At 74.7% G+C, this 12119-nt stretch carries 8 protein-coding genes; 2 read left to right on the top strand and 6 right to left on the bottom strand.

Annotated features, from left to right (window positions below; all coding sequences use genetic code 11):
* Window positions 1-6 precede the first annotated feature (6 nt).
* Complete coding sequence (locus AMK13_RS24485; protein ID WP_198959427.1) at window positions 7-918, bottom strand: DMT family transporter; 912 nt, start codon at window positions 916-918, stop codon at window positions 7-9.
* Between the two features lie 103 nt (window positions 919-1021).
* On the opposite strand from AMK13_RS24485, the gene AMK13_RS24480 reads away from it, so the two are divergent.
* Together AMK13_RS24480 and AMK13_RS44190 are read left to right on the top strand one after the other, a co-directional pair.
* Window positions 1022-1927 carry a LysR family transcriptional regulator gene (locus AMK13_RS24480; protein ID WP_074004095.1) on the top strand — a complete coding sequence of 302 codons (906 nt, stop codon included), beginning with the start codon at window positions 1022-1024 and terminating at the stop codon, window positions 1925-1927.
* A 196-nt stretch (window positions 1928-2123) separates the two neighbouring features.
* Window positions 2124-3443, top strand: a complete 1320-nt coding sequence (locus tag AMK13_RS44190) for a chitinase (RefSeq protein ID WP_074004094.1) — start codon at window positions 2124-2126, stop codon at window positions 3441-3443.
* A gap of 59 nt (window positions 3444-3502) precedes the next feature.
* Here the strand turns inward: AMK13_RS44190 and AMK13_RS24470 are convergent, their stop codons facing one another.
* From AMK13_RS24470 to AMK13_RS24450, 5 genes are all read right to left on the bottom strand, one after another.
* Window positions 3503-6469 (bottom strand): hypothetical protein, encoded by a 2967-nt coding sequence (locus AMK13_RS24470; protein WP_074004093.1) that lies wholly within the window; start codon window positions 6467-6469, stop codon window positions 3503-3505.
* Window positions 6469-8364, bottom strand: a complete 1896-nt coding sequence (locus AMK13_RS24465; RefSeq protein ID WP_074004092.1) for an HSP90 family protein — start codon at window positions 8362-8364, stop codon at window positions 6469-6471. Before AMK13_RS24465 ends, AMK13_RS24470 begins: the two co-directional genes overlap by 1 nt.
* An 86-nt stretch (window positions 8365-8450) precedes the next feature.
* A complete protein-coding gene (locus AMK13_RS24460) occupies window positions 8451-9497 on the bottom strand; it encodes a hypothetical protein (protein ID WP_079272400.1) in 1047 nt (348 codons plus the stop codon).
* Between the two features lie 131 nt (window positions 9498-9628).
* The gene (locus tag AMK13_RS42985) at window positions 9629-10423 is read right to left on the bottom strand and encodes a hypothetical protein (RefSeq protein WP_143204618.1); all 795 of its coding nucleotides are present in this window, start codon (window positions 10421-10423) and stop codon (window positions 9629-9631) included.
* Between the two features lie 132 nt (window positions 10424-10555).
* Window positions 10556-11998 carry a glyceraldehyde-3-phosphate dehydrogenase gene (locus AMK13_RS24450; RefSeq protein ID WP_049660894.1) on the bottom strand — a complete coding sequence of 481 codons (1443 nt, stop codon included), beginning with the start codon at window positions 11996-11998 and terminating at the stop codon, window positions 10556-10558.
* Window positions 11999-12119 lie beyond the last annotated feature (121 nt).

The following is a 12119-nucleotide window of genomic DNA, read 5'->3' as shown; positions in this document are numbered from 1 at the left end:
TCCACCCTAACCGACCGGCTGACGGTCCTTCGGGGCCCGGGCGCGGGCCGCGCGCGGCCTGGTCAGCGCGACGGCGGCGACCACCAACGCGCCGCCGGCCAGGGCGTTCCAGCCGACCGGCTCGGCGAGGAAGGCCGCGCCGAGCGCGGTGGACCACAGCGGCGTCACGTACGTCACGGCCGAGGCCACCGTCGCCCCGGCGCCGCGGACCAGCGCCAGGTTGAGCAGGTAGGCCACGCCCGTGCCGAGCGCGCCGAGCACCAGCAGCGCGCCGGCCGCGGCGGCGCCCGGCCAGCGCGGGAGGCCCGCGGCGAACGGCGCCACCAGGGCCAACTCCACCGTGGCGCAGGTGATCTGGAGCGTGGAGAGGGTGGTCACCGACTCCGGGCGGCCGGACAGGAAGCGGCGCAGGTAGGCGAAGCCCGCGCCGTAGCAGCAGGCGGCGGCCAGGCAGGCCAGCGCACCGGCGGTCGCACCGGTGCCCAGGCCGTGCCAGACCCCGAGCACGGTGAGCACACCGACGAAGCCGAGCCCGAGACCGGCCAGCCGGCGGGTGCCCGGGCGGCGCTCCTCGGGGACGGTCAGCACCGCGAACAGCAGGGTGAACAGCGGGGTGGTCGCGTTCATCACCCCGGCGAGCACCGAGCTGACCCTGGTCTCCCCGAAGGAGAAGAGGGTGAACGGCACGCTGTTGAGCAGCACCGCGACCATCGCCGAGTGCCCCCACAGCGCCCGGTCGCGCGGGGCCCGCTCGCCGCGCAGCAGCAGCACCGCCCACAGCGTGGTGGCGCCGAGCAGGCAGCGCCACAGCGCCACCCACAGCGGCGGCACGCCCGCCTCGACCGCCACCTTGATCAGGGCGAAGCTCGCGCCCCAGATCGCCGACAGTGCCACGAAGCCCGGCAACCAGCGCCTCACCCCGACCACCTCCGTCCTCCCGTCGCGTCTTCTGGACAGAGCGTGGCCCGGCGCCGCAGCATGAGTCCAACAAGTGGCAGTGCACTCGTGATGAGGAAGTCTCATGACCCCGGACGTCAATCTGGCCCAGCTCAGGGCACTGGTCGCGGTCGCCGACACCGGCGGCTTCAGCGCGGCCGCCGACGAGCTCGGCATCAGCCAGTCCGCGGTCTCGCACGCCGTCGCCGCGCTGGAGCGCAGCCTCGGCGCCCCCGTGCTGTGGCGCGGCAGCCCGTGCCGGCCCACCCCGCTGGGCGAGCAGGTCCTGCCGCACGCCCGGACCGCCGTCGCCTCGGCCGCCGCCGTCCGCGCGATCGCCACCCGGCACTCCGGCGGCCCGACCGGCACCGTACGGCTGGCGGCGCCGACCACCGTCTGCCAGGCGCTGCTGCCCGGGCTGCTCAAGGACTGGCGGGCGGCCTACCCGCAGGTGACCGTCCGGGTCTTCGAGGGCGAGGACGACGAGCTGGCGGCCTGGCTGGAGGCGGGCACGGTGGACGCCGCCGTCCTGGTGGACGCCGGGCCGCTGCCGCCCGGGGCGGTCTCGCTCGGCGCCGACTCGATGCACGCGCTGCTCCGCCGCGACCACCCGCTCGCCGGCCAACCGACCGTCCATGTGGCCGAGTTGGAGGACGACGACTTCCTGCTCTCGGAGGGCGGCTGCGAGCGCCACATCCGCGAGGCCTACCGGCGGGCCGGCACCCGCTTCACGCCCCGGCACCGGATCCGCGACCTGAACAGCCTGATCGGCATGGTGCACGCGGGCGTCGGGGTCTCGGTGATGCCCGCGCTGGCGCTGACCATGCTCCCGGCCGACTGCGTGCTGGTCCCGATCCGGCCCGCCGTCCACCGGACGCTGTCGCTGACCGGGCCGACCGGCCGCCCGTGGTCCCCGGCGGTCGGCTCGCTGCTGGCGGGGATGGCGCCGGGAGTGGTGGCCGGGGCGGCGGCCGGAGTTCCGTCCCGGTGAGCCGACTCCAGGGCCCGTCGGCCGACCGGTGCGCCTTGACCTCTTTGGGGTTGACCGCCCTTCCCTGACAGGTCTATACCAGTGAGGACCTTCGGCAACCACCCGCCGCCGCAGGCCCGTTCGGCCGCCACGCCACCCCCGCACCCGGCGTGAGCAGGCCCGCCTCCCCCACTGCCGTGTCCTGGAAAGGCTTCCGATGGAACGCGCTCTTCCCCCACAGCACACCGCACGTCCCCCCTTCAGGCGCCGCGCCGTACTCGCCGTGGCCGCCGCGCTCGGCCTGGTCGCCGGCGGCGTCGCCGCCCTGGCCGGCACCGGCTCCGCCGCCGCGGACACCACCGGCACCACCGGCACCGGGGCCGCCGGGGCCGCCGGAGGGCTCGGCAGCAACTGGTACGCCTCGGCGCCGTACCTGATGCCCGAGGACAACAGCCCGCCGGACGCCGCCGCCGTCATGGACGCCACCGGCCAGAAGGCCTTCCAGCTGGCGTTCATCCTGGCCCAGGGCAGCAGCTGTTCGCCCGCCTGGGGCGGCACCTCCCCGATCGACACCGACACCACCATGCCGAGCGTCATCCAGACCGTCCGCGGCAAGGGCGGGGACGTCTCGGTGTCGGTCGGCGGGTACGGCGGCACCAAGCTGGGCCAGGTCTGCGGCACCCCCGAGGCGACCGCCGCCGGGTACCAGAAGGTGATCACCAAGTACGGCCTCAAGGCGATCGACTTCGACCTGGAGGAGCCGGAGTACGAGAACACCGCGGCCATCCACAACGAGATCGGCGCGGCGCGGATCCTCCAGCAGAACAACCCCGGCCTGTACGTCTCGATCACCACCGCCGGCACCAACGCGGGCACCGGCTGGTTCGGCACCCAGATGCTCAACGAGGCCAAGTCGCAGGGCTTCACGCCCGACAACTACTCGATCATGCCGTTCGACGGCGGCTTCAGCGGCGCCGCGGCACAGACCGACGCGCTGGTGAAGTTCAACCAGATCCTGCAGACCACCTTCGGCTGGAACGAGGCCACCGCCTACGCCCACGAGGGCGTGTCGATGATGAACGGCCGCACCGACGCCGCCGAGTACTTCCACCAGTCCGACTTCCAGACCGTGCTGGACTTCGCCACCGCGCACGGCCTGGCCCGGTACACCTACTGGTCGGTCAACCGGGACCGCCAGTGCGCGGGCAACGTCGACCCGGGGCTGTCCGGCTCCTGCTCCAGCGTGGTGCAGAACGACTGGGACTTCACCAGGTTCACGGTGAAGTTCGCCGGGGCGACCCCGCCCACCACGCCGCCCACCACCCCGCCCACCACCCCGCCGACGACTCCCCCGACCACGCCGCCGACCACCCCGGGCAGCTGCGCCGCCCCGGCGTGGAGCGCGAGCACCACGTACAACGGCGGCGCCAAGGTCTCGTACAACGGGCACGCCTACCACGCCAAGTGGTGGACGCTGAACGAGGTGCCGAGCGCCAGTGGCCAGTGGGGCGTCTGGGCCGACGACGGGCCCTGCTGACGGCCGTACCGGCGACCACCGGTGGGGGGCGGGCGCCATGAACGCCCGCCCCCCGCCGGTCAGTTCGCGAACCGCTCCCGCAGCTCCGCCAGCACCTCCGCCGCCTCCGGCAGCCCGGCCGCCTCGCAGCGCGCGATGCCGGCGGCCAGCCGGGCCACCGCCGCGTCGGTACGCCCCAGGTCGCTGCCCTCGATCAGCGCGGCCAGCCGGACGGCCTCCGCCCGCGGGGACTCGGCCCGCACCCCGCCCGCCTCGTACTCCGCGATGGCCCGTTCGACCTCGGCCAGCGCCTCCTCGTGCCGCCCGGCGACGGCCAGCGAACGCGCCCGCTCGTAGTGCGAACCACCGCGCAGGTACCAGGAGTTGTACTCCTCACCGGACCGCTCGGCCGCCTCGCCGACCGCGTCCGCCTCGGCCAGCAGGGCGAGCGCCGCCGCCAGCCCCTCCTCGCCCTTCTCCCGCGTCGTCAGCCGGGCCAGCTCCCGCAGGGTGGCGGCCAGCTGGTCCACCTGCGGGGCCTTCCCGTGCGCCTCGCGGGCGCGGGCCAGCGCCGCCTCGGCGGCGTCCCAGCGCTCGGCCCGGGCGAGCGCCAGGGTGGCCTCGCAGGCGACCATGGTGTGGGTCTCCTGGTCCTCCCACCCGGCCACCAGGTCGGCCAGCCGCAGGTACTCCTCGGCGGCGTCCCGGTGCTCCTCCAGGTCGGACAGGCCCCGGGCGAGGTCCAGCCGGCCCTGGGCGAGCATCCGGACGTCCAGCCGCGCCGCCGACGCGTCCAGCAGCACCGACTCCAGGACGGCCACCGCGTCCGCCGCCCGGCCGGTGTCGCGCAGCACATCGGCCAGTTGCAGGCGCACCCGGGCGGCCTCCTCGACCGCCTCGGCGCCCTTGCGGTCGTAGCGCGCGGCCGCCTCCGACAGCGCGCGGACCGCGCCGCCGAGGTCGCCCACCTGGAGGCAGGAGTGGCCGAGCATCATGTACGTCGGCGCGTACGGGTAGGAGTCGTCGCCCCAGCGCACGGCCTCGGCCAGCGCCCGGTGGAAGACCTCGACCGCCTGGCCCGGCTCGTGGCCCTGCAGCAGCACCTGGCCCAGCAGGCCGAGCACCCGCGGGGTGTGCCAGGGCAGCTCGGCCGCGTCCAACTGGGCCAGCACCTCGCGCAGTTCGGCCTCCGCCTCGGCCAGCCGGCCCTGCCGGGCGGCGATGTCGGCGGTGTACTGCCGGGAGGTGGCGGCCCGCCGCTCGGAGCCCAGCTCCACGGCGGCCCGCCGGTAGCCGCCGACCGCCGCCTCGAAGCGCCCGGTCACCTCGGCGGCGGGCTCGGGCAGCACCTCGGAGAGGTCGTGGTGGGCGGCGTAGGCGCGGGTCTGCAGCACGATCAGGTAGTCGTCGTCGGCCAGTTCGCCGCCGGCGCGCAGCTCCTCGGCCCGGGCCAGCGCCGCGTCGAGCGCCGCCCAGTCGGCCCGCCGGCCGCCGCGCCCGGCGCCCTCGCCGTCCGCAGCGCCCTCGGCCTCGGCGCCCTCGGCGCCCTCGTCGCCCTCGTCGAGGTCCGCGATCAGCGTCCGGGCCCGGCACATCAGCGCCGACCCGGCCAGCCCCGCCTGCTCGAACAGCTCGGCGGCGGCCAGCAGCCCGGCCTTGCCCTCCTCGCACGCGTCCCGCTGGAGCGCCTCGTGGGCCCGCTGCTCGGCGAGTTCGGCGCGCAGCCGCTCGGGGCCGCCCAGCTCGGCGCTCTCCGGGTGGACGAAGTCCGCGGCCTCCGCGCGCTCGGCGACCCGCTTCCACAGCCGGTCGGCATCCGGGTGGCCGAGCACCTCCAGCTCGCGGGCCCGCAGCACCAGGGCGGTGAAGTCCTCCGGCTCCGCCTCGACCGTCCGGCGCGGCGCGGGCGCGGCCGCCGGGGCGGCCGACAGCCCGGAAGCGGCGGCGGCCCGCACGCCCAGTGCCAGCGGTTCGGCGAGCAGCGGCTCCACGGCCAGCCGGGCGCGCCGCCCGGCGCCGACCGCGTCGGTGCCGTTGCGGGCGTCGAAGCGGCCGGCCAGCGCGTCGCCCTCGGCGCGCAGGTGGGCGAGCAGGGAGTCCACCGTCCAGGCGGTGCCGACCGGGCCGCTGACCGCGAGCTCGCCGTGGCCGGCCCGGGCGAGCCGGGCGACCAGCACCTCGGCTCCGGTCAGGAAGTCCAGCCGGGCGGCCGGATCGCCGGTGACCGCGAACAGGGCGCGGTTCTCGGCGAGCAGCTCCAGGCCGCGCGGCTCGTTGCCGGACAGCGCGCAGAACTCGATGTGCAGGCCGACGGCGCTCAGCATCGAGGCCTTGCCGCGGGCGTGGCGGTAGCCGGCGAGGTGGCCCGAGCGGGCCTCGTCCGACCGGCCCTGGCGCAGCTGCGCGAGCAGCGCCGTGGCCTGGCTGAGGTGGGGCTCCTGCTCGCAGCCGCTCCGGCCGTCCAGCACCGGGGCGAGCGCCTCCAGGGCCCGGGCGTCGTCCCCGGCGGCGAGGTGGTGCCGGGCGCGGGCGCGGGTCTCGCAGGCGTGGCAGTCGCTCAGCTCGGCGCGCGGGCGGGCCGCCCACAGCTCGTAGGCGTCCTGCACGTCGATACCGGTGTGCGCGGCCAGGTGGTAGCGCTGGGCGTAGTACGGCTGGAGGTCCTGGCCGGCCGCGCGGTAGCGGTCGCGCAGCTCGGTGTGCCAGCGCCGCACCGCCGCGAGCGGGACGTCCGGGTTGTCCTTGAGCGTGTCGGCGACCCACTTGAAGCGCCAGAGCACCTGCTGCCGGGCCCACTCGCCGAAGCCGTCCGGGTCGGTGTCCCAGAGCCTGAGGACGCGGGCGAAGACGACCGGGCCCTTGCCGCGCTCGCCGTCGTACTCGTAGGCCTCCATCAGTTCCAGCAGGGCCATCGAGAGGACGCCGGTGTCGTCGAACTGCTCGGCGGCGTCGACGAGTTCCTCGGCGGTGACGGTCCTGGTCCGGCCGTACGGGCGGGCGTCGTTCTCGCGCAGCGCGGCCATCACCGCGTCGGGGGTGTCCAGCATCACGCCCCCTCCCCGCCCTCGGGGAAGCCGCCCGCCCCGTTCGCCCCGCCCGCCCCGCCGGCCTCGTGGCCGAGCATGGCGTGGTCGAGCAGGCTGATGAACGAGCGGTTGAGCAGCGCGGACTCGCTGGCCTTGAGCGGGCGGCGGGTCATCAGCACGGCCTGCCCGTACAGCGCCTCGACGGCGGTGACGGCCAGCTCGCGGCTGGTGACGGTGGCGGCGCGGCGCACCAGCGGGTTGAGGTGGTTGAGCACCAGCTGGGCGCGGGGCGCCTCGGCGCGCAGCGAGCCGAGGATGTCCGCCCACAACCCGTCGGCCTCGTCGGCGAGTTGGGCCCGGGTGCGCTCGTGCCGGGCCTCCCGGTTGTCGAGCAGCAGGGCGGGCGCGTTGGTGGGGTGGAAGCTGCGCAGCGCGACGTCGCAGTCGAACCGGCCGACCACCTCGCGGGCGATCGCCAGGAAGGCGTTGGCGGCCAGCTCGGCGGCCGGGTCGACGGTGTCCAGGTGCGCGGTGACGGTGCCCGGGTCGAGGTCGGAGACGGAGACGCCGGGGCGGATCTCGGGCAGCCGGTGCACCAGGTCGTGGTCGTAGGTGTAGCCGCCGTTGACCACGCCGAGCCCGGCGGCGCCGGCGATCGGGGCGACCTGGCGGAACTCCTCGACCGTCCTGGTCACCAGCACCGCCGGGTGGCTGCGGGCGAACTCGTCCAGGGTGACGTTGCCGTCGGTGGTCTCGAACGGCAGCCACGGCAGCATCATCCGCAGCAACTCGTCGTCGTAGCGCGCGAGTTCCTTGACGGCCAGGTGGTGGACGGACAGGAAGCGGTGCAGCAGCGCCGGGTCGCTCGCGGACAGGCCGGTCAGCCAGTCGCGGATCCGGGCGCCGAGCGCGTCCCGCACGGCGGCCAGCGTCTCGTCGGCGTACAGGCCCTCGCGGGAGGCGGTGGGGCGCAGCCCGTCGGTGTCGACCACGCAGCGGACGAAGAACGCCCAGTCCGGCAGCAGTTCGTCGGCCTGGTCGGAGAGCAGCATGCCCTTGAGGTGCACCCGGTGGCCGTTGCGGCGCGAGGGCGAGGCGGCGTCCGGCAGGACGTACGCGACGCCGCGCAGGCCGACCAGCGGCAGGTCCAGCTCGATGGTGTCGAGCGGGGTGAAGTCGAAGGCGGCGCGGCAGTACTCGGCGAGCGCGTCGCGCCTGGCCAGCGGGGAGGCGTGGCGCTCGGCCCACGGCGGGGTGCGGTTGACCCGGTGCTCGGTTCCGTTGCCGTCGACCACGGTGACGTCGTGGCGCAGCAGGCTGCCGAAGTCCCGGGCGAGGGCGAGGACCCGGCCGGCGCGGGTCCACTCGGCGGCGTCGGCGCGCGGGACCAGCGTGACGGTGGTGCCCGGCTCGGGCTTGGCCGAGGCGGGCAGGGTGCGGATGGTGTAGCTGCCGTCGGAGCTGCCGCGCCACTCGATCGCCGGGGCGTCCGGGGTGGCGGCGGAGCGGGTGACCACGGTGATCTCGTCGGCGACCACGAAGCAGGCGAGCAGGCCGATGCCGAACTGGCCGATGAAGTCGCCGCGGGCCCGGGCCAGCCCGGCGCCGTCGAGCCGGCCGTCGGCGTCGCGCTTGGAGCTGCGGCCGATGGTGGCGAGGAAGGTGTGGACGTCCTGCTCGGTCAGGCCGATGCCGGTGTCGGTGACGGACAGCGCGTCGTCGGCCCGGACGGTGATCCTGGCCGGCGCCCCGGGGTCGAGGGCGCGGCGGGCGGAGATCGCGTCCACGGCGTTCTGCAGCAGCTCGCGCAGGTAGACCCGCGGGCTGGAGTAGAGGTGGTGGGAGAGCAGGTCCACCAGGCCGCGCAGGTCCACCTGGAAGGTGTGCGCACTCGTCGGGTTGTCGGTAGGGGACACCGGAGGCTCTTTCGATCGCGGGGTGGATGACGGTGGTGGGATGCGGGTCGGCGGCGGCGCCCGTACGGCCCGGCGCCGGGTGCGCGTCAGCGCCAGTACGAGGTGCAGCGGTCGCGGTGGGCGCGGAAGGCCTTGACCGGATCGCCCGACAGGTAGTGCCAGGGCGCCTTGGTCACGAGGCCGTCCAGCGCCTCGAACAGCAGGCGCGCGGTCTTGGGCTGGTCGGCGAGGGAGAAGGCCATCGCGAAGGTGTTGAAGGAGCCCTGCCAGCCGCGCGCCGGCTCGAAGGCCGGGTGCAGGACGGACCGGAAGGCCGCCTCCTGCAGCCCGGCCACCACGGCCGGACTGGTCAGGTAGGCGCGGTCCTCGCCGTCCGGGAGGGCCAGCCAGTGCTCCAGGTGCGCGACCGCGACCAGCTCGCCGAGGTGGCTGCCCTCCGGGGCGGCGAGCATCGTCGAGCGGGCGAACGCGTGCATCTCCTCGTGCGAACCGCCCCACTTGGCGCTCAGCTGCTGCAGCCTGACCCAGTGCGAGGCGGAGCTCCCGGGCGCCCGGCGCACCGCGGCCTCGAAGCGGCAGGTGGCGACCTCCGGGCCGAGCGAGGCCCCGAGGGCGCTGGTCTGCAGGAACCGCCAGGGGGCGTGCCAGGACGGCTCGCGCTCGGCGACCTCCAGCAGCTGCTCCTCGGCGGTGTCCAGCCGCTCGTGGAACGCCTTCCAGCGCTCCTCGGTGACGTCCTTGGCCCGGGCGCCCGTCCGGGCCTCCCAGCCCCAGGCGATCTGCCGGGCGCCGGACAGCAACAGCAGCAGCGTGTCGTCCGGGGCGTCGGCCAGCACGCGGGACGTCCACTGCTCGACCCGGGGCACGTCGGACATCGCCCCGACGAGGAAGGTCAGCTCCTCGCCCTCGGCGGCGGCCAGCGCGGGGCGCAGCGCGGCCCAGTCCCCGGCGGAGGCCTGCCGGAGCATCAGGCGCAGCGACTCGTCCCCGTACGCCGGGTCGAGCCGCGGCTCGCCGCCGCCAGCCGGCGCGGGCGCTCCGGCTCCCCGGCGGCCGAACCCGAACCCGAACCCGCGCCGCTCGGCCCGGTCCTCCGCGCCCTCCCCGCCGGAGCGGCGTCGGAACAGCGGCATGTCTGGCCCCCTCGAACGTCATCGGTATCTTTCGCACGACCGCACAGCGGCCACGGGAAAAGTACATATCACGGTCGACTGACATCCGTTTGCCCAGCCCAGCGCCCTGCCCGCCCGGCGAGGGGGTTCCGTCAGGCCGCGCCGAGCCCGGCGTCCGGCGTCTTCCCGGCCTGCGCCTGCTCGATCCGGTTCACCAGCATCACCGCGAACCTCCGCGTCGCGGGCACGTCCACCGGACCGCCCTCGCTGGTGACGCTCGCCACCACGGTGCCCGAGCGCACCACGATGCCGACGCCCTCGCCCTCGGCCAGCGGCCCCTGGAAGGCCTGGCTCTCGCTGCCCAGCGCCGGGGTGTCGACCTTCTTGAACGGCCCGGCGGAGTACGAGGCGTAGTTCTCCTTCAGCCGCTGCGCCGCCGCGTCCCGGCTGGGCAGGGTGTCCACCAGGAAGCGGACGACCACGTCGCCCGAGGAGAACCGCACCGACCCGCTCAGCGGCTTGCCCGCGCAGGAGGCCGCGGCGGCACCGGCACAGGTGACCTGGTGGTCGGCGGTGTCGACCTTCCGCTTCTCCTCCTCCCACCCGGTCATCGCCTTGGCGTCCGGCAGCACCTGGCCGACCACCTTGTCGTCCAGCAGCGCCGCCTCCAGGTCCGCGTGCGGGGCCTCCGCGGCGGCCGGGGCCGGTGCGGAGGCCGGCGCCGAAGCCGCCCCGGGGGTGTCGGCGGCCGCCGGCGCGGACGCGGACGCCCCCGCCGTACCGGTCGCCGCTCCCGTCGTGGCCGGACCCGACGCGGCCGGAGCCGCGGCCGAACCCGCGGCCGCCCCGCCCGCGCCCTTCGAAGACCCCCCGGAGGAGCACCCCGTCAGCACGCCCGTCAGCACCCCGGCCGCCGCCACCGCGGCGAGCACCCGCCGACCACCCATCCCGATCACCCTCCCCAGTCCTGTCAGTGATCCCTCAAGATAGCGACCGCCCCGCCCGCGAACGCCGACGGGGCGGCGACCTGTCGGTCACCGCCCCGCCGTACTGCTCCGTCGTCCTGCCCTACCGGTGGATCAGACCGCCGGAACCGGGTAGGTCGGGTACTCGACGCCCGAGATGTACTGGACGACCCGGATCACCTGGCACGAGTAGCCGAACTCGTTGTCGTACCACAGGTAGAGGATCGCGTTGTCGCCCTCGACCTTGGTCGCGCCGGCGTCCACGATCGAGGCGTGGCGCGAGCCGATGAAGTCGCTGGAGACGGCGTCGGGCGAGTCGGTGAAGTCGATCTGGCGCTTCAGCGGCGAGGTCAGCGAGACGTTCCGCAGGTACTCCAGGACGTCCTCGCGGTTGGTCTCCCGCTTCAGCTGGAGGTTGAGGATCGCGATGGAGACGTCCGGCACCGGGACGCGGATCGAGCTGCCGGTGATCTTCGCCTGGAGGTCCGGCAGGGCCTTGGCGACGGCCGAGGCGGCACCGGTCTCGGTGATCACCATGTTCAGCGGCGCCGAGCGGCCGCGGCGGTCGGCCTTGTGGTAGTTGTCCAGCAGGTTCTGGTCGTTGGTGAACGAGTGGACGGTCTCCACGTGGCCGCGGACCACGCCGTACTCGTCCTCCATCGCCTTCAGCGGCGGGACGATGGCGTTGGTGGTGCACGAGGCGCAGGACAGGATCTGCTCGTCCGGCTTGATCGTGTCGTGGTTCACGCCGTGCACGATGTTCGGGACGTCGCCCTTGCCCGGCGCGGTCAGCACGACCTTGGCGATACCGGGGCGCAGGTGCTTCGACAGGCCCTCGCGGTCGCGCCAGCGGCCGGTGTTGTCGATCAGGATCGCGTCCTTGATCCCGTACTCCGTGTAGTCGACCGTGGTCGGGTCGTCGGAGTAGATCACCGTGATCTCGTTGCCGTTGGCGATGATCTTGTTGTTCGCCTCGTCGACGGTGATCGTGCCCTGGAACTGGCCGTGGATGGAGTCACGGCGCAGCAGCGAGGCGCGCTTGACCAGGTCGTCGCCGCCGCTGTTGCGCACGACGATCGCCTTCAGCCGCAGGCCGTTGCCCGAGGCCTTCTCGACCAGCAGCCGGGCGACCAGCCGGCCGATGCGGCCGAACCCGTACAACACGACGTCCTGCCCGGACCGGCGCTCCAGCTTGTTCTCACCGGTGGCGCCGACGACGGCCTGGGCGGTGAACTCCGCCACCGACAGGCCGCGGTCGTCCGCCTTGTACGTCGCGGCGAGCATGCCGAGGTCGATCTGCGAGGGGCCGAGGTCCAGGGCGGTCAGGGCCTCGAGGAACGGCATCGTCTCGGTGACCGAGAGCTCCTCGCCGGCTATCTGCCGGGCGAAGCGGTGCGTCTTGAGGATGCTGACCACCGACTTGTTCACCAGGGACCGGCTGTGGAGCAGAACGGTGACGTCCCGCTCCCGGTGCAGCCGCCCGATGATCGGGATCATCGACTCCGCGATCTCCTCGCGGTTCTTCCAGTCCGTGAACACGTCGTCGTTGACAGTCACAAGTCCATCTTTCGAGCTGAGGGTGTTGCCCACATGGTAGCTTCGCCCGCCCGCACCCCGACCGCCGGTCCCTCCCCCACCCTCCCCACCCGAGCCCCCGACCTGCGCTTTCCCCCCACCC

Origin of the sequence: Streptomyces sp. CB02056, assembly GCF_001905545.1 — a bacterium.
Classification (GTDB): domain Bacteria; phylum Actinomycetota; class Actinomycetes; order Streptomycetales; family Streptomycetaceae; genus Kitasatospora.
Note: the sequence above shows the minus strand (reverse complement) of the source record. Positions and strands in the feature narration are given on the sequence as shown.

Bases quoted from the DNA above. Each gene is read 5' to 3' on its own strand.
- AMK13_RS24470 (WP_074004093.1), bottom strand. From the start codon at position 6,469: ATGCTGGACACCCCCGACGCGGTGATGGCCGCGCTGCGCGAGAACGAC.
- AMK13_RS42985 (WP_143204618.1), bottom strand. From the start codon at position 10,423: ATGGGTGGTCGGCGGGTGCTCGCCGCGGTGGCGGCGGCCGGGGTGCTG.
- AMK13_RS24480 (WP_074004095.1), top strand. From the start codon at position 1,022: ATGACCCCGGACGTCAATCTGGCCCAGCTCAGGGCACTGGTCGCGGTC.
- AMK13_RS44190 (WP_074004094.1), top strand. From the start codon at position 2,124: ATGGAACGCGCTCTTCCCCCACAGCACACCGCACGTCCCCCCTTCAGG.
- AMK13_RS24460 (WP_079272400.1), bottom strand. From the start codon at position 9,497: ATGCCGCTGTTCCGACGCCGCTCCGGCGGGGAGGGCGCGGAGGACCGG.